The following is a 22,186-nucleotide window of genomic DNA, read 5'->3' on the forward strand; positions in this document are numbered from 1 at the left end:
CGCGTTGCGCCTTTGCCCACCCTACGGCACTGTCCGTAATCTCAGGAGCCACCTCATGGATTCACCCCGCCCCAAGATCGCGGAAACCATCATCCATGAGACGGTGCGCTTGCGCGAGGCGCAGATCGGGCGGCGCTGCGAGGTGCTCGCGGGCACGCGCATCGAATATGCTTCGCTCGCCGACTACTCCTATCTCGGCGAGAATTGCGACGTCGCCGACGCCGTGATCGGCAAGTTCACGGCGATCGCCAATTCGGTGCGGATCGGTGCGCCGAACCATCCGATGGGCCGTCCCTCGCAGCACCGCTTCACCTATGTCCCCGAATATTACGAGGCGGGCGCGACGCGCGACCGCGACTTCTTCGCAGGTAGGCGCGGCGATCGGGTGATCGTCGGCAACGATGTCTGGATCGGCCACGCCGCCATCCTGCTGCCGGGCGTGAGCGTCGGCGACGGCGCGGTGATCGCCGCAGGCGCGGTCGTCAGCCGCGATGTCGCGCCCTACACCATCGTCGGCGGCGTTCCCGCCCGTCCGATCCGCAAGCGCTTCGATGATGCCGTTGCCGCAAGCCTGCGCCGCATTGCCTGGTGGGATTGGCCGGATGAGCTGATCTTCGAGCGCCTCAGCGATTTCCGCTCCGAGGCCATCGAAGAATTTTGCCGGCGCTATGACCTGGATGCGAATGCGTAGGGTGGGTTAGCCGAAGGCGTAACCCACCTCTTCTGTCTCAGCGGCGAAGAACAGTGGTGGGTTACGCTGCGCTAACCCACCCTACGGCATCTCGCCAAAACAAAAATGGCCGGACTTCGGCCCGGCCATTTTGACTTCAAGTCGACCCGCCTCAGTACAGCGGGAAGTTCTGCGGATAGCCGCCGACATCCTGCGGCGGCGAGAGCGGCTGGCGGTCGATCGGACGGTTGAGGTTCTCGCGGGCGAAGGACGGATAGCCCACGGCCGGCGGGAAGGCGTAGTCGGTGAACTTGCGGTCGCCCGGATTGACCTCGGTGCCGCCGTCGAGCCAGGAGCGCTTGCTCACATAGATGCGGGTGCGGCCCTGCTGGTAGACTGCGTTGGGGCCGCTCGGGCCGTAATAGGGCCGGCCGCGCTCGTCATAGCGCTGCTTGGTCCTGGTCTCGGCGGAAGCCGGGGTCGCGAACGCGATGGCCATTGCGGCGCCCGCCGCAAGCAACGTCGCCAGTTTGTTCGCGGCAGAAAATTTCAAGCTCATCACGTCCCCTTCAGGCGGCAGGCCGCCAGTCGATTTCACCCCATACTAGCCCGGCCAGGGCGGATGCAACTAGGTCAATTGGGTCACACCAGCGCGGAATAATCGTGCGCGCCGGCAAAAGTTGCATGCAAACCAGCCACTTGAGCTTGATGCAGAATCCTTGATGCAGGTCAAAGCGCTCCGCGCAATTGCGCGTTCGCGGCGCCGAGCAGCCAGTCCGGCGAGCCCTGCGGGGCACAGCCGCGGCGCCTGAGCTCGGCATGGGCGAACAATTCGGCCAGCTTCGGCTCGTTGCCCGAGGCCAGCAGCGTGAGCCGGTTCAGCGTGCAGGCGATCGCCGCGCGGCGGGCGGGCAAGCTGTCGCCCTGGCAAGAGAAGCCGGAGATCTGCAAGCCTGGCTCCTCATAGCGCTTGAGATAGCCGAGGCAGGCCCGCGTCCCCTCCGCCGCGCCGACCGGTCGGAACAGGGCAACGGGGCCTAATTTGGTGTCGATCAGGCCGGCCTGCTCGAGCGGGGCATCCGCACCCAAACCCATCTGAGCGGCCAAGCCTGCGGCTGCCGGCCGCGTCACGTCGAATTCGGCGCCCTGGCGGTAGATTTCGATCTCGGCCACCGGCTTGTCCGCCGCGTCGGTCCAGCGCAGCACGTCCCTGCGGCCGCCTTCGGGATGCCGAAAGATGGTGTAAGAGGCTGTTTTCTCTGATGAATCGATCCGACTGACGGCGAAGCGCGGATGCGAGCGGTCTGCCGTAGTCCAGCTTGGCTTGTCCGCGGGACCGTCACCGCGCAGGTCAGGCAGCTGTCCCAGGCCTGCGAGGGCGAGGATGGCAAACAGGGCGAGCGCCCCCACATACACGACCAGATGCGCGAGCGTGCCGACCACCTCATCGGCGATAGCCAAAAGCCTCAGCTGGATCTGGGTAGGGCTAACGGCCGTGCTGGCCTCAGGCGACTGCATCCACGTCCCTAAGGCATGGTCTTAACGTTGTCTTGAGGCCGGTTCTCGCATAGAAGCGCTGCTCTTCCTGTTTAAGCGTCAGCTTCGGGAACGGGCTTTTTCATCGGAGAGTGAACGATGGGTTACAAAGTCGCAGTCGTCGGCGCGACCGGCAATGTCGGTCGGGAAATGCTCAACATCCTGGATGAGCGCAAATTCCCCGCGGACGAGGTCGTGGCCCTGGCGTCGCGCCGCAGCGTCGGCGTCGAGGTCTCCTATGGCGACCGCACCCTGAAGGTCAAAGCGCTCGAGCATTACGACTTCTCCGACGTCGACATCTGCCTGATGTCGGCGGGCGGGTCGGTGTCGAAGGAATGGTCGCCGAAGATCGGCGCCGCCGGCGCCGTGGTGATCGACAATTCCTCGGCCTGGCGCATGGACCCGGACGTGCCGCTGATCGTGCCCGAGGTGAATGCGGCCGCGACCGAAGGCTTCAAGAAGAAGAACATCATCGCCAACCCGAACTGCTCGACCGCGCAGCTCGTGGTGGCGCTCAAGCCCTTGCACGAGAAGGCGACGATCAAGCGCGTCGTGGTCTCGACCTATCAATCGGTGTCGGGCGCCGGCAAGGACGCGATGGACGAATTGTTCTCCCAGACCAAGGCCGTCTACACCAACGACGAGCTGGTCGCGAAGAAATTCCCCAAGCGCATCGCCTTCAACGTCATTCCCCACATCGACGTCTTCATGGAGGACGGATACACCAAGGAAGAGTGGAAGATGATGGCGGAGACCAAGAAGATCCTGGATCCCAAGATCAAGCTCTCCGCCACCTGCGTGCGCGTGCCTGTGTTCGTCGGCCATTCCGAGGCCGTCAACATCGAGTTCGAGAATCCGATCACCGCCGATGAAGCGCGCAACATCCTGCGCGTGGCGCCGGGCTGCCTCGTCATCGACAAGCAGGAGCCCGGCGGCTACGCCACGCCGTATGAATCGGCCGGCGAGGACGCGACTTACATCAGCCGCATCCGCGAGGACGCGACGGTGGAGAACGGCCTCGTGCTCTGGTGCGTGTCCGACAATCTGCGCAAAGGCGCTGCCCTCAACGCGATCCAGATCGCGGAAGTCTTGATCAACCGCAAGCTGATCACCGCCAAGCAGAAGGCAGCGTAAGGGGCTTACATCGGCCGGACTTCGACCACGTCAGGCACGAAGTGCTTGAGCAGGTTCTGGATGCCGTGCTGGAGCGTCGCCGTCGATGACGGGCAGCCGGAGCAGGCGCCCTTCATGTTGAGATAGACGATACCGTCCTTGAAGCCGCGGAAGGTGATGTCGCCGCCGTCATTGGCGACCGCCGGCCGCACCCGGGTCTCGATCAGGTCCTTGATCATGTCGACGGTCTCGGCGTCAGCTTCGTCAAAGAACTCGTCCTCGTCGTCGAGATCGGCCTCGCTTGTGGCCGCGCCGTCGGCCAGCAGCGGCGCGCCCGACATGTAGTGCTCCATGATGGCACCGAGGATTGCGGGCTTGAGCTGCTGCCATTCACCGCTCGCTTTGGTCACGGTGATGAAGTCCGATCCGTAGAACACGCCGGTGACGCCGGGCACCTCGAATAGCTTTTCAGCGAGCGGCGAACGCGCCGCCGATTCGCGGCTCGAAAACTCCATCGGGCTGCCGTCGACCACGACGCGGCCGGGAATGAACTTCAGCGTGGCGGGATTGGGGGTCGCTTCGGTTTGAATGAACATGATTTTCTCCAGACGTCGCCGGTTCAAGGCCGGCGCGTGCTCTATCCCCTAGCAGATGGCGACGGCGAACGCACGATCAAGGGCTTCGGATAGCGTTCTGTTGTTAAATCAGCGGGTTAGGGACGTTCTTACTTACCCTCCCCTGGAGGGGGAGGGTCGATCGCGGAAGCGCGAGCGGGGTGGGGTGATCTTTCCCCACGGGCAGCGTTCGAGGTGGAGAGACTGTCACCCCACCCCGTCTCATGTCTCGCTTCGCTCGACACGAGCCGACCCTCCCCTTCCAGGGGAGGGTAAGAGCAGCGCAGCTACGACAGCGAATCCACGCTCTGGTCGCTCAGGGCGCCCGAAATGATCGTCACCGGCACCGGAAACGTGCCGAGCGCATGGGCGAGCAGCGAAACCAGAGGCCCGGGCCCTTCCGCGCCGGGATTGGCGGCGAGCACCAGCATGGCGATATCGGGGTCCTCGTCGATGACAGCGAGCAGCTGCTCCAACGCTTCGCCTTCGCGGATCACCCGCTCCGGCGTGATGGCGGCAATGCCGTTGGCGCGCCCGGCGGCGCGGTCGAGCGCGGCTTCGGCGGCTTCCTGCGCCTCGGCGCGCATGATGTCGGCCACGCCGAGCCATTCCTGGCTCTGCTGTTCCGGCTCGATGATGCGCAGCATGACCACGCCGCCGCCGGCGCGGATCGCCCAGCGGCTGGCGTAATAGACGGCGCGATCCCATTCGGCGCTGTCGTCGACGATGACGAGGCATTTGGGCTTGTGACCCGGCTCGTAGCAAAGTCGCTTGCTGGTCATGCATGTCCCGGATTGTGCACGGCAAGCATGCTGCCACACTCCCGCAACGTTTGGGAGAGGAGAAGCGGCCGGCGCCGTGGCGCCAGCCGGTCTTGCAATGGCGGCTCTAGCGCCGGCGGATGAAGCCGACGATGTCCTTGGAGAGCTTCATCGTCTCGTCGGCGATCGCGTGCGCCCGGTCGGATCCCTCGTTCAGGATCGCGTCGATATGGCCGGGATCGGCGACGAGGCGCTTCATCTCGCCGGCGATCGGCGCGAGCTTGGTCACGCACAGCTCGGCCAGCGCGTTCTTGAAGCTGGAGAACTGGCCGTTGCCGAACTCGCGCAGCACGTCCGCCTTGGAACGGCCGGACAGCGCGGCGAAGATGCCGACGAGATTGTCGGCCTCGGGCCGCGCTTCCAGGCCCTTCTCTTCCGTCGGCAGCGGCTCCGGATCGGTCTTCGCCTTGCGGATCTTCTGCGCGATGGTGTCGGCATCGTCGGTGAGATTGATGCGCGAATTGTCGGAGGCATCCGACTTCGACATCTTCTTGGTGCCGTCGCGCAGGCTCATCACGCGCGTCGCCGGACCCGTGATCAAGGGTTCCGGCAGCGGGAAGAACAGGCCGTCATTGGTGCCCTGCGCGCGGATGGAGTCACCAAAGTCGTTGTTGAACTTCTGCGCGATGTCGCGGGAGAGCTCGAGATGCTGCTTCTGGTCCTCGCCCACGGGAACGTGGGTGGCGCGATAGAGCAGGATGTCGGCGGCCATCAGCACGGGATAGTCGAACAGGCCGACGGAGGCGTTCTCGCGGTCCTTGCCGGCCTTCTCCTTGAACTGGGTCATGCGGCCGAGCCAGCCCATGCGCGCGACGCAGTTGAAGATCCAGGCGAGCTCGGCGTGGCCCGAGACCTGGCTCTGGTTGAACACGATGTGCTTCTTGGGATCGATGCCGGCCGCGATGAACGCCGCGGTCACCTCGCGGGTGTTGCGCGCGAGCTCGACCGGCCCGCCCCAGACGTCCACCCCTTGCGTGATCGCGTGCATGTCGACGACGCAATAGATGCAATTGTGGGTTTCCTGCATCTTCACGAAGTTGACGATGGCGCCGAGGTAATTGCCGAGGTGCAGATTGCCCGTCGGCTGGACGCCGGAAAAGACCCGTTCAACGAATGGCATGGTCAGCCTTCCCATAGGTATTCGGCCGTCGTTTCCAACAGCGGCGCTGCCCCGTCAAGGGTCTTTCGCGCGGGCCGTGGGTCAGCCGGGTCGTTTCAGCGCGTTAAGTGCCTCGCGCCAGGAGGCGGCACCGAGGATCTGCAGCAGCAGGCCGTAGACCGCGATCCCGGCCGCGATCTGCACACCCAGCACGACGAAGCGGATCAGGCCATGCGCCTCCGCAGGCATCAGATCTGCGGACAGCCAGAGCAGGGCGCCCATCGCGGCCGCGGCGAGCACGATCCGCGGCAGCCGTCTTCGCGCGGCATCGTCCACCGAGAAGCCGAACTCGCGCGTGCCCTTTCGGAGCAACGAGAGCGCGCTGCTCCAGGCGCCCGCCGCGATGCTCGCCGCGATCCCGCTCGCGCCGAAGAGATGGCCGAGCAGGACCGCGAGGACGACCGCGACCACAAAGCCTTTGGCGGTGGCCATGAGCGGCGTCATCGTGTCGCTGCGGGCATAGAACGCCGGCGACAGTGCCTTGATCAGCACATGGGCCGGCAAGCCCAGCGCCAGCCACATCAGCGCGCGCGCGGTGGCCGTGCTGTCCTCCGCACCGAACGCGCCATGCTCGAACAACAGCCGCACGATCGGCTCGGCGAGCACGATCAGGCCGAGCGTCGCCGGCAGCGCCAGCCCGGTCGCAAGCTCCAGCGCACGGGATTCGGCGTGCGCCACCGCGTCGCGATCGGAGCTAGCCACCGCGCGCGTCAGCTCCGGCACCAGCACGGTGCCCATGGCGACGCCGACGATGCCGAGCGGCAACTCGATCAAGCGGTTGGCGAAATAGAGCCAGGACACCGCGGACGGCGTCGCGGACGCGATGATCGCGCCCGCCACCATCAGCCATTGCGGCCCCGAGCTTGCGATCATGCCGGGGATCGCCTTGGCGAAAAAGCCGCGCATCTCCGTGTCGAAACTGGCGCGCAGCGGCGTCGCGAGGCGCGCGCTTCGCTGCGACAGCAGCATCATCAGTTGCAGCAGGCCGGCGAGACCAACGGTCGCAGCCAGGATCCACGCGGCGAAGCCGGCCTCTGCCCGCCCGACGAGCAACATCGCGATCGCGGCGATCAGCGCAATGTTGAACAGCAGCGGCGCGAATGCCGTGAGCGCGAAGCGTCCCTGCGCGTTGAGCAGCCCCATCAACACGGTGACGGGACCGGCGAAGGCGAGGTAAGGCAGCATCAGCCGCGCGTTCTGAACCGCGAGATCGAGCGTGCCGCTGCCGAGGAATCCCGGCGCGATGATTGTCATGATCAGCGGCATCAACAATGCGATCAGGAGCGAGATCGCGACCAGCGCTGCGCTGACCGTGCCGAGCACGCGCCCGGCGAACGCCGCGGCTTCCGCCACTCCGTCGCGGTCCCGCACCCGCAACCAGGCCGGGATCAGCGCCGCGTTCAGCGCGCCCTCGCTGAGCAGCCGCCGCGCCACGTTGACGAGCTGGAACGCCGCCAGAAACGCGTCCGCCACGGCGCCGGTGCCGAGCAGCGCCGCAATCAGGGAATCGCGGGCAAAACCCAGGAGGCGCGAGGCCAGCGTTCCCGTCGAGACGGTCAGGAAGGAGCGGATCATGCTCTCGAAAATACCGTTGCTTGCCCGCCAAGGCCCGGTCGTGATAGGCCGCGAGCTTGGATTTCAGGCCGACAGGAAGCGGATTTCCGTGAGGTCCGCAATCCGGCAAACAGGATCAAGGTGAATGGCTGACGTGAAATATGACGTTCTCGGCATCGGCAACGCGCTGTTCGACGTGCTGGTTCGGACCGACGAGGCCTTTCTGGCCAAGCATGGCATGACCAAGGGCAGCATGTCGCTGATTGACGAGGCGCGGGCGGCGGCCATCTACAAGGACATGGGGCCGGCCACCGAAGTCTCGGGCGGCTCGGCCGCCAACACCATCGTCGGCATCGGCAGCCTGGGGGCACGCGCCGCCTATGTCGGCAAGGTCAAGGACGACCAGATCGGCAAGCTCTATGTTCACGACATCCGCTCAGCCGGCGTCGCCTTCAACACGCCCGCCGCCAAGGACGGCCCCGCCACCGGCTGCTCCTACATCCTGGTCACCGGCGACGGCGAGCGCACCATGAACACCTATCTCGGTGCGGCGCAGGATTTGTCGCCCGCCGACATCGATCCGGCCGAGATTGCTGCTGCCGGCATCGTTTATCTCGAAGGCTATCTCTGGGACCCCAAGAACGCCAAGGAGGCCTTCGTCAAGGCCGCCAAGATCGCCCATGACGCCAAGCGCAAGGTGGCGCTGACGCTGTCGGATTCCTTCTGCGTCGATCGCTATCGCGACGAGTTTCTCTCGTTGATGCGGGGCGGCACCGTCGACATCGTGCTCGCCAACGAGTCCGAGCTGCACTCGCTCTACATGACCTCGGACTTCGACACCGCGCTGAAGCAGCTGCGCAACGACGTCAATCTCGGAATCGTCACTCGCAGCGAGAAGGGCTGCATGGTCGTGTCCGTGGAAGACGCGGTCGCAGCGCCGGCCTTCCCGGTCGAGAAGGTGGTCGACACCACCGGCGCCGGCGATCTCTTCGCTGCCGGTTTCCTCTACGGCCTCGCGCGCAACTTCGGCTACAAGCAGTGCGGCGAGCTCGGCGCGCTCGCCGCCGCCGAAGTCATCCAGCACATCGGCGCCCGCCCGCTGGTGTCGCTTAAGGAGCTGGCGGAGCAGCGCGGGTTGACGGGGTAGAGCAAGGCTCTCTCCCCGTCATTGCGAGGAGCGCAGCGACGAAGCAATCCAGAGTCTCTCCATGGCGGCAGACTGGATTGCTTCGCGGAGCCTGTCATCGGGCCGCGCTTCGCGCGGACCCGGTGGCTCGCAATGACGGTGGTGATGCAGATGCGCGCCTTGGACTCTGCTGTCTGCATGGCGTCCTCGGGTTTGATTATTGTTTGAAGTAATCGACTGCCTTCCCGCGCGGCAAGCGCATCCATGCAGCTGCGCCGGTCGCGATGTCGTGACTTGACCGCCTTGGTCCCAGGCACGACGACAGCGGGACTGAACGGCGACGCTCTCTCACAATCTGCGGTGGATTGCCGGACGTCGCCTCACCTCGGAAGGGCTCGAGGCGATATAGTTTCGGCAGCTTGAAACATTTCGTGAGCTGCCGCGTTCAGCACCCGGCCCGGCTCATGGGCTGATTAAGATTTGATGCAAATGTCGCCGCCCGCGCATGGGCGGCGAGGGGGGACCTCAGATGATATCGACCTGGAGCGAATGGAAGCGCTATCCCCGTGCCGGACGGGGCGAGAACCTGGAGGCGCCGATTTCGCCCGGGATTTACGAGGTCCGCATTGCCGGCACCGGCGCGCTCTATTCTTTCGGCGCGGTCGACAATCTGGCGCAGGCGCTGGCGCTGCTGCCGGTCGGCTCGAAGTCGTGGTTCGGCCGTCGCGACACCTCCCACGTTCCCGATCTCGAATACCGGACCTGCGCGACGTCCTCCAAGGCCGACGCCAAGGCGGCCGCCGAGCGCATGATCGGCCGGCGCGAGACCTATATGAGCGGCGCGGCGTAACCTCGCGGCTCCGAGTTTAATTCCCATCAGATGTGCGTTGCGGGGCGGTGCATTGCGCGCCGCCTGTCCCTATATTCCGGGCCAATCCGATCGCCCGCAGGGAGAACGCCATGACCCCGACCGCCGCCGCCCGCGCCACTCAATCCACCGCCACCCTGCGCGACCGGTTGAAGGACCCCTCGCTGCTGAAGGAGGCCTGCTATATCGACGGCGCCTGGGTCGGTACGCCGGTCTTCGCCGTCAACAATCCCGCCACGGGCGTCGAGCTGGCAAAGGTGCCGCAGCTTGGTGCTGACGACACCACCAGAGCGGTCGAAGCCGCAGCGCGTGCCTTTCCGGGCTGGGCCAAGCACACGGCCAAGCAGCGTTCCAACATCCTGCGCAAATGGTTCGAGCTGATCACCGCCAATCGCGAGGATCTCGCGCTGATCCTCACCTCCGAGCAGGGCAAGCCGCTCACCGAGGCGCTCGGCGAGGTCGATATCGGCGCCGCCTATATCGAGTTCTTTGCGGAAGAAGCCCGCCGCGTCTATGGCGAGACCATTCCGAGCCAGCGGCCCGATGCGCGCCTGCTCGCCATCAAGCAGCCGATCGGCGTCTGCGGCGCGATCACGCCGTGGAATTTCCCGAACTCGATGATCACGCGAAAGGTCTCGCCGGCGCTGGCCGCCGGCTGCACCGTGGTGCTGAAGCCCGCCAACGAGACGCCGCTGTCGGCGCTGGCGCTCGCCGTGCTCGCCGAGAAGGCCGGCATCCCCAAGGGCGTGCTCAACATCATCACGGGTGACGCGCCGCCGATCGGCAAGGTGCTGTGCGAGCATCCGGCGGTGCGCTTCGTCGGCTTCACCGGCTCGACCGCGGTCGGCAAGATCCTCTATCAGCAGGCCTCGGTCGGCGTGAAGCGGCTCGGCCTCGAGCTCGGCGGCAACGCCCCCTTCATCGTGTTCGACGACGCCGACATCGAGGCTGCCGTCGAAGGCGCGATCGTCTCGAAGTATCGCAACATGGGCCAGACCTGCGTCTGCGCCAACCGCATCTACGCCCAGGACAAGATCTACGACGAGTTCGTGCAGAAGCTGTCGAAGAAGGTCGCGGCGATGAAGATCGGCGACGGCACCGAGAGCGGCGTCACGCAGGGCCCGCTGATCAACATGAAGGCGGTCGACAAGGTCGAGCGCCACATTGCGGATGCCGTCAAGCGCGGCGCCAAGGTCGTCACCGGCGGCAAGCGCAGCGAGCTCGGCCGCTCCTTCTTCGAGCCGACCGTGCTCGCCGACGTCAAGCCGGACTCGCTGGTGTCGCAGGAGGAGACCTTCGGCCCGCTCGCACCCGTCATCCGCTTCAAGGACGAGGCCGACGTGATCGCGATGTGCAACGCCTCGCCGTTCGGTCTCGCCTCGTACTTCTACTCCCGGGATCTCGGCCGCGTCTGGCGCGTCGCCGAAGCGCTGGAGTCGGGCATGGTCGGCGTCAACACCGGCCTGATCACCACCGAGGTCGCGCCCTTCGGCGGCGTCAAGGAAAGCGGTTTGGGCCGCGAAGGCTCGCGTCACGGCATGGAAGAATATGTCGAGATCAAATACGTGATGATGGCGGGGGTCTAAGCCACCATCATCTCTCCACGTCATTGCGAGCGCAGCGAAGCAATCCAGAATCCCTCCGCAGAGGCAGCCTGGATTGCTTCGTCGCAAGGGCTCCTCGCAATGACGGAGCTGACGTCGTAGCCCGGACCGGCGAGTTGAGTTCGCCGGCGCGGATGGCATCAGCGGCAGACGTAGGCGCCGTTCACATAGACACGGACGCATGCCGCGCCGGCAGCTGCCGCACCCACCGCCGCTCCCCCCACGACCGCGCGTCGCGTGGTTCGACGTGCGACGCCGGCAACGCTCACGGGGGTTGCCGGCCGGCCGACCCTGGCTTCAGCGCTGGGAACGCCGAACGCGATGCCGGCGTCGTTTGACCAGTTGGTCGAGCCGAAAATCCCGCAGCCCAGGACGGCTGCAAAAAGTAACATTCGCTTGGTGCCGACCATGGCGATCTCCCTCGTTGTTGTATCAAGCCGAGGTGATCACTTTTCTCTTATCATTGGCTTCCGGCTTGATCTGGATCAATGGAGGCGAGATCGCAGCCCGAATGGAGCCCTTGGGTCGGCGCAAAGCGCCAAAGGCGTGTCCATACTCTGCTGTCGTCCCTGCGAACGCAGCGCGACAGCAAACCGCGCCCTAAATCTTCAGCTCGTTCCCCGTCACGCGCCGATACGCTTCCAGATATCGCTTGCTGGTCGCGTCAACCACGCTGGCCGGCAGCGGCGGCGGCGGGGCGTCGCCGTTCCAGCGGCCGGCGCGGCGCTCGACGTCGAGATAGTCGCGCAGCGGTTGCTTGTCGAAGCTCGCCTGCGGCTGGCCGGGCTTGTAGGCGTCCACGGCCCAGAAGCGCGAAGAATCCGGCGTCATGACTTCGTCGATCAGGATGATGCGGCCGTCCCTGTCGCGGCCGAACTCGAACTTGGTGTCGGCGATGATGATGCCCTGCTCGCGGGCGAGCTCCTCGCCGAGCGTGTAGATCGCCCGCGTCATGCTCTCCAGCGTGTAGGCGACCTCGTCGCCGACCACCGCGCGCATCTTCGCGATGGTGATGTTCTCGTCATGGCCGCTCTCGGCCTTGGTCGCCGGGCTGAAGATCGCCGGCTCCAGCTTCTCGCTCTCGACGAGGCCCGTCTTCAGCTTCTCGCCGGCGAGCGTGCCGCTGGCGGCGTATTCCTTCCAGGCGGAGCCCGAGAGGTAGCCGCGGATCACGCATTCGATCGGAAACACGGTGGTCCGCTTGCACAGCATGGCGCGGCCGAGGATCTCGGCGCGGTGCGGCTGCAACGCCGGCACGGCCGCGACGATCTCGTCGGTGTCGGCGCTGATCATGTGATGCGGCACTACGCCTTCGAGCTCGTTGAACCAGAACGCGCTGATCTGCGTCAGCACCGCGCCCTTCATCGGGATGGTCTCGCCCATCACGACGTCGAAGGCGCTGATGCGGTCGGTGGTGACGAGCAGCAGGCGGTCGTCGTCGACGGCGTAGATATCGCGCACCTTGCCGCGTCCGATCTTGGATAGAGGCAGGTCGCTGGAGAGCATGGTGGTCATCGGCAAAGCCTTCGCACAGGACATCCGGCCGCGTCTGACGGCGCGACCGGAGACCGGATTAGCCTATTCCGGCAGCGGAATGAACTCATGTTCCTGCGGAACTGCCGCGAAGCGGCCGGTTTTCCAGTCCTGCTTGGCCTGCTCGATCCGCTCCTTGCTGGAGGAGACGAAATTCCACCAGATGTGGCGTGGGCCTTCCAGCGCATCGCCGCCGAGAAACATCATCCGCGTCGCTTTCAGCGCCTTCACGGTGATGCGGTCGCCGGGCCGGAAGATCAGGAGGCGCGGCCCCTCGTAGCGCTCGTTCGCGATCTCGACCTCGCCGTCGACCAAATAGATCGCGCGCTCCTCGTGATCGGGGTCGAGCGGCACGCTCGCGCCCGCGACCGCCGTGACCTCGGTGTAGAACCAGGGCGAGACCATCGACACCGGCGAGGTGATGCCGAAGGCGGAGCCCGCGATCACCCGCGCGGTGAAGTCGCGCTCGGAGATCATCGGCAGGTCGCCCGCCGCGTAATGCTGGAACGACGGCGCGATCTCTTCGGAGCCCGCCGGCAGCGCGATCCAGCTTTGCAGGCCGAGCATCTTCTGGCCCGAGGCGCGCTGTGCATCCGGCGTGCGCTCGGAATGCGCGATGCCGCGCCCCGCCGTCATCAGGTTCATCGCGCCGGGCGCGATCTCCTGGACGTTGCCCTCGCTGTCGCGATGCATGATCGCGCCGTCGAACAGATAGGTGACGGTGGCAAGCCCGATATGCGGATGCGGCCGCACGTCCATGCCTTTGCCGGAGACGAACTGCACCGGGCCGAAATGGTCGAAGAAGATGAAGGGCCCGACCATCTGCCGCTTGCCGTGCGGCAACGCGCGGCGCACAGCGAACCCATCGCCGAGGTCGCGCGTGCGCGGCACGATGACGAGATCGAGCGCATCGCAGGACATGGGATCGCCGAGCACGGGATCGTTCGAGGGCTGCCAGCTCATGGTGGACTCCTTTTAGCTTTGTTGAGCGCGATCGTAGCAGGATTTCGCATCGCCGTCGCGACAAAGGCCGAACCACATACTCCCCTGTCATGCCCCGGCTTGACCGGGGCATCCAGTACGCCGCAGCCCGTCGATTCAATCACTGGCGTCGCGGTGTACTGGATCGCCCGGTCAAGCCGGGCGATGACAGCGGTGGGCGCCGCTAACCCTTGCGTACGGATGGTCCTTGAAAAAACGAGCGCAACGAACGATGTTCGGCTGCCTTCAACCGCACCGTCGCATCACCCGATGACACTTGCCACAACCGAGCTCGCCTTCCGCGCTGCCAGCGTCGCGCTGCTGCTGGTGCTGGCGGCATCATTGCTCTCCGAGTTCCGCAATGTGCTGGCAGCCCGGCTCGGTGCGGCCTTCGGGCTCGGCTCGGCGGCGCATGCCGCGAGCTATTCCATCGGCGTGTCGTCGCTCGTTCCGGTCTGGCACGCGCCGCTGATTGCACTGTCGACCGGCAATATCGTCGTATTCTGGCTGTTCACACGCGCGCTGTTCGACGACGCCTTTCGCCTGCGCTGGTGGCACGGTTTGATCTGGGCTGCGGTGACCGCCTTCAGCTTCGTCGGGTGTCTCTGGATCGCGCCCGGTGGCAACGCGCGGTTCTCCGTGACTGCAGTGAACCTGATCGTGCTCGGTTTCATCGTGCTCGCGGTGGCGCAGACGATTCGATCATGGTCCGCCGACCTGGTCGAGCGTCGCCGCCGCGTGCGCGTCTTCATCGTCTGCGCTGCCGTGCTCTATGGCGGGTCGAATGCGGTGCTCCAGATCCTCGTTGCCTTCAGCGTGGGCGATGTCGCCAACACGATCAATACAGGCGTGCTCGCCTGCATCGTTGCAGCGATTGCCTACGCGATGATGCGCGTCGATGGCGCCGACCTGTTTCCGATTGCGCCAGAGCCCGCACTCCCGGTCGCGCTGGTCCAGCCCACGGCCGAGGACTCCGACCAGAAACTCGTCGATGCCCTGATGCGCCTGATGGCGGACGAGCGGATCTATCGCCAGGAGAACATTACCATCGGCGCGCTGGCGGGCCGGCTGAAGATTCCCGAATACCGGCTGCGCCGGCTGATCAACCAGCGGCTCGGCTATCGCAACTTCAATGTGTTCCTGAACAACCATCGGATCGAGGAAGCCAAGGCCGCGCTCGCCGATCCCGCCCAGGCCGGGGTCCCCGTCATCACCATCGCCATGGACGCCGGTTTCCAGTCACTGGGGCCGTTCAACCGGGCGTTCAAAGCGGTGACGGGCGTGACCCCGACGGAGTACCGGCGGCTGAAGACAAGTGCGGCCTAATTCCAAGCCATTCTAATCACACCGAAATTCTGGAATCGGCGAGGTCAGTTCGGTTTCAACAAGGCCATTTTCCAAATCCGGCGAGCGCACCCCCGGCTGCTCCGGCTTCCTCCAGCATGCGTCCCAGCCGGAGAAAGCCCGTGACCCGCCGCAAGATCCTCCTTCTCACCACCGCCATCGCCGCAGCCGGCCTCGCGCTCGGCGCGGCCCGGGCCCGCGACGTGCCGAAGGTCGCCACCGGCTTCGTCGCCGACATCCTGTGCGCCGAGACGTTCGTCTCCGGCCTCGATCCCAGCCGTAACTTCGCCGAGACCACCGACGCCATGCCCGGAGCGAGCCTGATCGGCTGGGCGATGGAGTACAGGGTCGATTCCGTCCGCAAGGATGTCACGGTGACGTTGTTTGGCCTCGGCCGCAGCCGTGCCGTCTATCGCGAGGGCCTCGGCTGCACGCTCGATCACGGCACTGGCATTGCCGCCGTCGCGCCGCCGCCTGGCGACAAACGGCCCGCCTTGCTGCCCGAGATCGCCGGCCCCGCGATCGTGTCGCCGCAAAACCCCTTGCTCGCCGCCGCGCTCGACCGGGCCTTCGCCGAGCCCGCGCAGCCGCCTCACCGCCGCACCCGCGCCATCGTCGTGATGAAGGCCGGCCGCGTCGTCGCCGAGCGCTACGCCGACGGCATCGGCCCCGAGACGCCGCTGCTCGGCTTCTCCATGACGAAATCGGTGATCTCGGCGTTGATCGGCGTGCTGGTGCGCCAGGGCAAGCTGAAGCTCGACGGTCCCGCGCCGGTCGCGGCCTGGAAAGATCCCGATGATCCCCGCCATGCCATCACCGTCGATCAGCTGCTGCGTCACACCGCGGGCCTTGCGCTCGGCAGTTCGCTACAGGCTTCGCTCGGCTCCGCCTTCGAGCCCGTCAACCGGATGAAATTCGCCGAGAAGGACATGGCCGCCTATGCCGAGACCATCCCGCTTCAGACCACGCCCGGCACCGCGTGGAATTATCACGACGGCAACGTCCTCATCCTCTCGCATCTGATCCGCGATGCGGCCGGTGGCACGCCGGAAGACGCGCTGCGCTTTGCGCGCCGCGAATTGTTCGCCCCGCTCGGCATGCGCCATGTCGTGCTCCAGCTCGACGGCGCCGGCACGATCGAAGGGTCGAGCGAGATGCTCGCCTCTGCGCGCGACTGGGCGCGCTTCGGCCAGCTCTATCTCAATGACGGCGTCGCCGGCGGCAAACGCATCTTGCCGGAAGGGTGGGTGGACTATTCGGCGACGGCCACGCCGAATGCCTGGGTCGGCATCGGCGCCGGCTTCTGGACCAACCAGGGCGACAGCTTTGGCGCAAACTTCCGCGTGGAGCATGGCTGGCCGCGCGATGCCTTCTTCGCCAAGGGCACGATCGGGCAATACGCCATCGTGATCCCGTCTGAGCAACTGGTGATCGTGCGCCTTGGACGCTCGCCGAACTGGCCGCCGGCGGCGGATGGCGTGTTCGATCTCGTGCGCGAGGTGGTGGCAGCCACGCGCGAGAAGGGGAAGCTGGCGGGAGTGGATTAGCTCAACCTCTCCCCGCTTGCGGGGAGAGGTCGGATCGCTCTTGCGATCCGGGTGAGGGGGTACAGGTCCCTCGACGATCTCACGTGTGGAGAGAGGCCCCTCACCCCAACCCTCTCCCCGTAAGAACGGGGAGAGGGAGAAGAGAGAGCCCTACCTCCCCAATTCCGTCGCCTGCGCCACGCGGTCGAACCGCTCCAAGGTCATGATCGCATCCGCAAACTTCTCCGCGCGGGCGTTCAGCACGGGGCGCGCCAGCGTCAGGAATTTCTGCTGCATCGCCTGCGTGTCCGGGAATGAGGTCGGCTCGCCCGACGGGTCGGCATAGAGCCGCTCGTGCACGCCGTCATCCGTCGTGATGCTCACGCGCGCGCCAAAGGGATGGGTGCGGCCGATCTCGAGCCGATCGTCCTGCACCACGTCGAACTTGTCGGCGAGCGCGTCGATCGCGGCATCACCGAGCCGGTTGTAATCGTCCCAGCCGAACGAGCCCTGGTCGAGCGCGAGCGCGCCGGTGAAGAACATCGAGAACTGGCCGCCGACGATCGAGCGCGGATGCCGCTTGGTCGCGGCATCGCCGGTCAGCGTGATGCCGTTGCGGTGCAGGCCGATCTCGACGCGCTTGACCTGCTCCGGGGTCAGATTGTGCTCGCGCCGCATCGCGATCAGCGCATCGATCGCGGCATGGGTATAGCGGCAACTCGGATACGGCTTCACGCCGATCTTCATCGTCTCATAGGTCTTGCCGAGCTCGGCGACCGCCTTGTCCGGATGCGCATCGTCGGTGTAGCCGGCGAGCAGGCCGTGCTTGCCCTCGACCGACTCGGTCGCGCCGACGAAATCGTTGCGCGCCAGCGTCGCGGCGATCACGCCGTTCATCGCGGCGGCGCCGACCTGGTAGCGCTTGTTCCAGGCGCCGTTGACCAGAAATTGCAGCGAGCCTGCGGCCTGGCTGCCGGAGACACCGAACGCGGCGATCAGCTGCTTCTCGGACAGGCCGAACAGCTTTCCGGCCGCCGCGGCGGCGCCATAGGTGCCGGCGGTCGCTGTGGGGTGGAAGCCGCGTGCATAATGCGAGGTCGGGTCGAGTGCGTTGCCGAGCCGGCAGCAGACCTCGTAACCGGCAACGATCGCCGTCAGCACGTCGCGGCCCGACGCGCCGACCATCTCGCCGACGGCGAAGGTGGCCGGCACCACCGGTGCGCTCGGATGCAGCGAGGAATCGGCGTGGGTGTCGTCGAAATCGAGCGAATGGCCGAGCGCGCCGTTGAGCAGCGCCGCGACCGCCGGCGTCCAGGTCTTGGTATCGCCGAACACGGTGGACTCGCCCTTGGTGTCCAGCGCCAGCGCCTCCAGCATCTTCAGCATCGACGGGGTCGATTCCGCCTCGCGCCGCGCTCGGATTGCGCTGCCGAGAAAGTCCAGCGTCAACACTTTGGCGCGCTCCAGCACCTCGGTGGGAATATCCTGGTACTTCAGATTGAAGACATAGGCGGCGAGCGTTGCGGTTTCGTGAGCCATCGTGTTTCCTCGTTTTGGCGCGCAAGTTAGGCGGGTCGATTTGGCCTTTCAAGCGGCCTTGCGGGGGCGGGGATCAGCCATGCTTTTGGCTTGGCGCAAAGGATCGGGATATTCCGTATGACGCGCGCAAGGCAGCTGTTCGACCGGGTTCGAGCGCGGCGGACGCAATTGGGGCTGGCGATCCGGGTCACGGTCGCCGCGACCGCAGCCTATGCGATCGCCACCGCGCTGCATCTGCTGTTGCCGCTCTGGGCGGTGCTGACCTCACTCATCGTGACCCAGATGAGCGTCGGCCGCTCGCTGAAGGCGACGCGCGACTACATGCTCGGCACCATCGGCGGCGCGATCTATGGCGGCGCCATCGCGATCCTGATTCCCTATTCCAGCGAGGCGGGCCTGCTCGGCCTGCTGGTCCTCTCCGTCGCCCCGCTCGCCTTCATCGCCGCGATCAATCCGAGTCTCAGCGCCGCCACGGTCACCGCCGTGATCGTGCTCCTGGTTCCGACCCTGCATCATGCCGATCCCCTGACCTCGGCGATCGATCGGGTCAGCGAGGTCGGCGTCGGCGCCGTCACGGGATTGCTGGTCTCGTTCCTGGTGCTGCCCTCGCGCGCAGTACGGCAGATCCGCGCCAGCGCGGCGGTTCTGCTCGAGCTGATCGCCGATGCCTTCACCGAGCTGCTGGCAGGCCTCACGCGCGGCCGCGACAACGACGCGCTGCACCGGATCCAGGACGGCATCGGCTCCGCGATGGTCAACCTGAATGCGATCGGCTCCGAGGCCGAGCGCGAGCGCGCCGCGCGGCTGTCGAGCGGCCCGGACACCGGTCCGTTGTTGCGAACCATCCTGCGGCTGCGCCACGACGTCGTGATGATCGGCCGCGCCACGGTGGTGCCGCTGCCGGTCGAGGTGCAGATGCGGCTGGCAGCGCCGCTGACGGAAGTCTCGACCGTGATCGCGCGCTTCCTGCGCGCGGCCGCTAGCGCCTTGCGCGAAGGCGCCGGCGCGCCGCCGATCCATCCCGTGCATGTCGCGCTCCAGCACTACGCCGAGGCGGTCGCGTCCGTCCGTCAGGACGGCCTGATCCGCGGCCACGCAAGCGACACCGCCGAGCGCTTCTTCGCGCTCGGCTTCTCCTTGGAGCAGATGCACCAAGATCTCTGCGACCTCGACCGCGTCGTCGGCGAATGGTCGGAAACCGCAACCGACAAGTCAGTTCGGGTGGCGGAGTGAGTCGAACGCATCCTCGTAGACTCGTTTCGACCGCGATGCATACGTCGCGCGATTCGGCCGTGATCGCTGCCTGCGTGTTCTGACGCTGCACGCGCCAGGTTCCATCGGGTCATGTTGCTGACGCAATCTCTGTCTTAACCGGTAAACACGACGTGAGGACCACGCCGGTTCACACAACGGTTCCGTAGCCAGGGGTTGGCTCGAATCCGCAAAACGATTGGCGCAAGTTGATGAACGCTGCTGCGTTCGCTTGACCAGTTTTGCGGTTCTGGAACCGGACAATCTAAAAAATAACAGGACTTATGATGCTCTTCCGCTCGAGCGCCGCAATTTGCGGCGCCCTGGTTACGCTTGCCTTTTCCGTTTCAGTTGCTCGAAGTGAAACGCGTGGGGATCACTCAAGTGCCGTCGTCGATGCCGCTTCCGGTAATGCGATCGTGGGCGCGGCGTCCACCTACAATCCGTTCAAGCCCGGCAAGGAGGAGGGAGGTCCGAAGACAGCCTCCGGCGAGCGTTATGATCCCTCTGCCTGGACGGCTGCCATCAAGACGAGCCTGCGTCGGAAATTTGGTGGGGTCGAATTTGGCGCGAGGCCGAAATATGCCCTCGTCGAGGCTGTCGGCAAGAAGGTCATCGTCAAGATAAATGACGTGGGACCGCTCAGACCTGGCCGCATCATCGACCTCAACGAGCGGGCGATGCGCCATTTCGATCCGAGCATGGACCGCGGTGTCATTCCTGACGTGAGAGTCAGTCCGCTCGCGGGAGACAATTGGACCCCGGGGCCGGTGGGCTGAAGGCGGACGTGTTCATCAATGTCGGCCCGCACAGTTCAGCGGGCCGGCGCCACGATTCGTCCCATCATGTTGCGGACCACGCGCTTGTGGAAGGGCATGATCAGCGCGAGATAGGTCCGGCCGAGCAGGTTGTGCGTGCGCACCAGCGTGGTCGAGGTCACCTGCCGGCTCGCGGCATTGCCTGAAACGTCGACCACGATGCGGAAATCGAGGTGCAAATCATCGAAGCCCGCCACCAGCCGCTCGGGCGTTTCGTCGACCACCGGAAACAGGCCGATCATGCCGCCCGGCGCCGGGGCGCCTTCGCCTGATGTCTTCAGTCCGAACGGCGTCACCAGAATGTTGCGCAGGCGCAGCAGTGCGTCGATCCAGCGCGGCCCGTGCAGCACCATCCTGGTGCAGGCTTCGCGGGCATTCACCGCCGCAGCGCCGATGTCCACGCGAAACGCGTCGATGAACTGCGCGCCGGCGAGCAGCGCATTGGCATCGACCTCAGGCGCGACTTCGCAGACCGTCCCGATCATTCCGCCAGTTTGCGCGCCAGCATCCGGAAGCGCAAGATCAACAGCCCGGCATAGACGAACGTGCCGACCGAGAATCCGATCCAGACGCCGACCGCGCCGAGCCCTGTGTGGAACGCCAGCATCCAGCCGATGGGAAAGGCGACGCCCCAATAGCCGATCGCGGCGAATAGCAGCGTCATCCTTGTGTCATTGATGCCGCGCAGCGCGCCGCCCATGATGGTCTGCAGGCCGTCGGCGATGAAGAAGCTGGCCCCGACCAGCAGCAGCGTTGCCGTCAGCTCGACCGTTGCCGCGCTTTCGCTGCCGCTGCCGAAAAACAGCCGGCCGAGCTGATAGCGACCGATCACGATGGCGATCGTCAGCGCGGAGACCAGCGCGACGCCGAGCACGGCTGCGACGAGCCCTGCGCGCTTCACCGCCTCCGGATCCTTGCGGCCGTAGGCGTGACCGACCCGCACCGTCGCCGCCATGCCGATGCCGAGCGGCACCATGAACAGCACGGCGGTGACCTGGAGCGCGATCTGATGCGCGGCAATCGCGGCGGTCGAGATCAGTCCCATCAGCAGCGCCGCCGAGGAGAACAGGCCATATTCCAGCAGCAGGGAAAACGAGATCGGCGCACCGATCGCGATCAGCTGGCGCATCAACGGCCAGTCGATCCGCCACAGGCGGGCGAGCGGATGATAGTCCGCAAACGGCTTGCGCAAGCCGGCGATCGCGAGTGCGGCGAGGAAGGTGCCGAGATTGACCAGCGTGGTCGCAAGCCCCGCGCCGAACAGGCCGAGCTCCGGCAGGCCGAACAGGCCGTGGATCAGCGCGTAGACCAGCGCGGCGTTGACCGGGATCGCCGCCAGTGTGATCCACAGCGGCGCCTGCGGCCGGTTCACCGCGCTCATCATGCCGCGCAGCGCGATGAATCCGAGCGCCGGCGCGATGCCCCAGGCGAGGCCGTTCAGATAGTGCTGCGCCAGCGCGGCGGCTCGCGGCATTTGACCCAGCGCGAGCAAAATCTGCTCGCCATAGAGCGGCGAGGCCATCATCGGCAGCGAGATCAGCAGCGCGGCCCACAGACCGACGCGCAACGAGCGGCGAATGCGCCTGGCGTCGCCGGCGCCGAACGCCTGCGCCGCCAGCGGCGACACTGCCGACGTCAATCCGAGGCCGAACGTGAAGCTGACGAAATAGACCGTATGGGCCAGCGCCGCCGCCGCCACCGCCTCCTCGCCGAGCCGGCCGATCATCGCGAGATCGGTGGTGATCATCGCGATCTGCCCGAGCTGGGTCAGCATCATCGGTACGGCGAGGCGCAGCGTCTCGACGAATTCTTCGGCAAGATGATTCGGCGGCACGCCGGCATGCGGCTGCGCATGATGTTGGACGGTGTCGAGCATGGCGCTCAATAGCACAGCCGCGCGACGAAAACATGGCTCGTGTCCCGGACGCGCGAAGCGCGAGCCGGGACCCAGAAGCCGCGAGCGTGGCGCGTAGTCGCATGGGCCCCGGCTCAGCAGCGCATCGCTGAAGAAGCGCTGCGCTGCGTCCGGGGCACGAAACCGATGTACGATGCGAGAGGCTTACCTCTTCCCCTCTCCCCTTGTGGGAGAGGGTGGCTCGCCGCGAAGCGGCGAGACGGGTGAGGGGTTT

At 65.9% G+C, this 22,186-nt stretch carries 21 protein-coding genes; 9 read left to right on the forward strand and 12 right to left on the reverse strand.

The window, feature by feature from the left end; translation table 11 throughout:
- Window positions 1-55 precede the first annotated feature (55 nt).
- Complete coding sequence (locus DCG74_RS05605) at window positions 56-691, forward strand: DapH/DapD/GlmU-related protein (protein ID WP_172787992.1); 636 nt, start codon at window positions 56-58, stop codon at window positions 689-691.
- A 151-nt stretch (window positions 692-842) separates the two neighbouring features.
- Here the strand turns inward: DCG74_RS05605 and DCG74_RS05610 are convergent, their stop codons facing one another.
- Complete coding sequence (locus DCG74_RS05610) at window positions 843-1,229, reverse strand: hypothetical protein (protein ID WP_172787991.1); 387 nt, start codon at window positions 1,227-1,229, stop codon at window positions 843-845.
- A 170-nt stretch (window positions 1,230-1,399) separates the two neighbouring features.
- On the reverse strand, window positions 1,400-2,188 hold the full coding sequence (locus DCG74_RS05615) for a hypothetical protein (RefSeq protein WP_172787990.1): 789 nt from the start codon (window positions 2,186-2,188) through the stop codon (window positions 1,400-1,402).
- A 117-nt stretch (window positions 2,189-2,305) separates the two neighbouring features.
- Between DCG74_RS05615 and DCG74_RS05620 the strand changes: the two genes are divergently transcribed.
- Entirely contained in the window at window positions 2,306-3,340 is a 1,035-nt protein-coding gene (locus DCG74_RS05620) for an aspartate-semialdehyde dehydrogenase (RefSeq protein WP_172787989.1), read from the forward strand.
- Between the two features lie 5 nt (window positions 3,341-3,345).
- On the opposite strand, the gene DCG74_RS05625 is transcribed toward DCG74_RS05620, so the two are convergent.
- The 4 genes from DCG74_RS05625 to murJ all read right to left on the reverse strand — a co-directional run bounded on the left by DCG74_RS05625 (window position 3,346) and on the right by murJ (window position 7,488).
- Window positions 3,346-3,915, reverse strand: a complete 570-nt coding sequence (locus DCG74_RS05625; RefSeq protein ID WP_172787988.1) for a NifU family protein — start codon at window positions 3,913-3,915, stop codon at window positions 3,346-3,348.
- A gap of 305 nt (window positions 3,916-4,220) precedes the next feature.
- Window positions 4,221-4,715, reverse strand: a complete 495-nt coding sequence (locus DCG74_RS05630) for a universal stress protein (protein WP_172787987.1) — start codon at window positions 4,713-4,715, stop codon at window positions 4,221-4,223.
- A gap of 106 nt (window positions 4,716-4,821) precedes the next feature.
- Window positions 4,822-5,874, reverse strand: a complete 1,053-nt coding sequence (trpS, locus tag DCG74_RS05635; RefSeq protein WP_172787986.1) for a tryptophan--tRNA ligase — start codon at window positions 5,872-5,874, stop codon at window positions 4,822-4,824.
- An 81-nt stretch (window positions 5,875-5,955) separates the two neighbouring features.
- Window positions 5,956-7,488: a murein biosynthesis integral membrane protein MurJ gene (gene murJ / locus DCG74_RS05640; protein ID WP_172787985.1), complete on the reverse strand. Its 1,533-nt coding sequence runs from the start codon at window positions 7,486-7,488 to the stop codon at window positions 5,956-5,958.
- Between the two features lie 124 nt (window positions 7,489-7,612).
- Here murJ and DCG74_RS05645 point away from each other — a divergent pair, with 124 nt between their 5' ends.
- The 3 genes from DCG74_RS05645 to DCG74_RS05655 all read left to right on the forward strand — a co-directional run bounded on the left by DCG74_RS05645 (window position 7,613) and on the right by DCG74_RS05655 (window position 11,047).
- Window positions 7,613-8,614: an adenosine kinase gene (locus DCG74_RS05645; protein ID WP_172787984.1), complete on the forward strand. Its 1,002-nt coding sequence runs from the start codon at window positions 7,613-7,615 to the stop codon at window positions 8,612-8,614.
- A gap of 508 nt (window positions 8,615-9,122) precedes the next feature.
- Window positions 9,123-9,443 carry a hypothetical protein gene (locus tag DCG74_RS05650; protein ID WP_172787983.1) on the forward strand — a complete coding sequence of 107 codons (321 nt, stop codon included), beginning with the start codon at window positions 9,123-9,125 and terminating at the stop codon, window positions 9,441-9,443.
- Window positions 9,444-9,553: 110 nt separating this feature from the next.
- Window positions 9,554-11,047, forward strand: a complete 1,494-nt coding sequence (locus DCG74_RS05655; RefSeq protein WP_172787982.1) for an NAD-dependent succinate-semialdehyde dehydrogenase — start codon at window positions 9,554-9,556, stop codon at window positions 11,045-11,047.
- A 158-nt stretch (window positions 11,048-11,205) separates the two neighbouring features.
- On the opposite strand, the gene DCG74_RS05660 is transcribed toward DCG74_RS05655, so the two are convergent.
- The 3 genes from DCG74_RS05660 to DCG74_RS05670 form a co-directional block, all read right to left on the reverse strand.
- Window positions 11,206-11,475, reverse strand: a complete 270-nt coding sequence (locus DCG74_RS05660) for a hypothetical protein (protein ID WP_172787981.1) — start codon at window positions 11,473-11,475, stop codon at window positions 11,206-11,208.
- A gap of 190 nt (window positions 11,476-11,665) precedes the next feature.
- Window positions 11,666-12,580, reverse strand: coding sequence for a phosphoribosylaminoimidazolesuccinocarboxamide synthase (locus tag DCG74_RS05665; RefSeq protein ID WP_172787980.1), 915 nt, complete (start codon window positions 12,578-12,580; stop codon window positions 11,666-11,668).
- Between the two features lie 63 nt (window positions 12,581-12,643).
- A complete protein-coding gene (locus tag DCG74_RS05670; protein ID WP_172787979.1) occupies window positions 12,644-13,561 on the reverse strand; it encodes a pirin family protein in 918 nt (305 codons plus the stop codon).
- Window positions 13,562-13,849: 288 nt separating this feature from the next.
- On the opposite strand from DCG74_RS05670, the gene DCG74_RS05675 reads away from it, so the two are divergent.
- The gene (locus DCG74_RS05675) at window positions 13,850-14,905 is read left to right on the forward strand and encodes a helix-turn-helix domain-containing protein (protein WP_172788012.1); all 1,056 of its coding nucleotides are present in this window, start codon (window positions 13,850-13,852) and stop codon (window positions 14,903-14,905) included.
- Window positions 14,906-15,021: 116 nt separating this feature from the next.
- Window positions 15,022-16,470, forward strand: a complete 1,449-nt coding sequence (locus DCG74_RS05680) for a serine hydrolase (protein WP_172787978.1) — start codon at window positions 15,022-15,024, stop codon at window positions 16,468-16,470.
- 150 nt (window positions 16,471-16,620) lie between these two features.
- On the opposite strand, the gene DCG74_RS05685 is transcribed toward DCG74_RS05680, so the two are convergent.
- Window positions 16,621-17,988, reverse strand: coding sequence for an MmgE/PrpD family protein (locus tag DCG74_RS05685; RefSeq protein WP_172787977.1), 1,368 nt, complete (start codon window positions 17,986-17,988; stop codon window positions 16,621-16,623).
- A 117-nt stretch (window positions 17,989-18,105) separates the two neighbouring features.
- On the opposite strand from DCG74_RS05685, the gene DCG74_RS05690 reads away from it, so the two are divergent.
- Both DCG74_RS05690 and DCG74_RS05695 read left to right on the forward strand, forming a co-directional pair.
- Window positions 18,106-19,221 carry an aromatic acid exporter family protein gene (locus tag DCG74_RS05690; protein WP_172787976.1) on the forward strand — a complete coding sequence of 372 codons (1,116 nt, stop codon included), beginning with the start codon at window positions 18,106-18,108 and terminating at the stop codon, window positions 19,219-19,221.
- 302 nt (window positions 19,222-19,523) lie between these two features.
- A complete protein-coding gene (locus tag DCG74_RS05695; protein WP_172787975.1) occupies window positions 19,524-20,018 on the forward strand; it encodes a septal ring lytic transglycosylase RlpA family protein in 495 nt (164 codons plus the stop codon).
- Window positions 20,019-20,053: 35 nt separating this feature from the next.
- Here DCG74_RS05695 and DCG74_RS05700 read toward each other — a convergent pair whose 3' ends face one another.
- Window positions 20,054-20,542: a DUF2867 domain-containing protein gene (locus DCG74_RS05700; protein ID WP_172787974.1), complete on the reverse strand. Its 489-nt coding sequence runs from the start codon at window positions 20,540-20,542 to the stop codon at window positions 20,054-20,056.
- Window positions 20,539-21,933 carry an MATE family efflux transporter gene (locus DCG74_RS05705; RefSeq protein ID WP_172787973.1) on the reverse strand — a complete coding sequence of 465 codons (1,395 nt, stop codon included), beginning with the start codon at window positions 21,931-21,933 and terminating at the stop codon, window positions 20,539-20,541. The genes DCG74_RS05700 and DCG74_RS05705 overlap by 4 nt, the downstream gene beginning before the upstream one ends.
- Between the last annotated feature and the right edge of the window lie 253 nt (window positions 21,934-22,186).

The sequence above is a fragment of the Bradyrhizobium sp. WBAH42 genome, from assembly GCF_024585265.1.
In the GTDB taxonomy this organism is placed as follows: Bacteria; Pseudomonadota; Alphaproteobacteria; order Rhizobiales; family Xanthobacteraceae; genus Bradyrhizobium.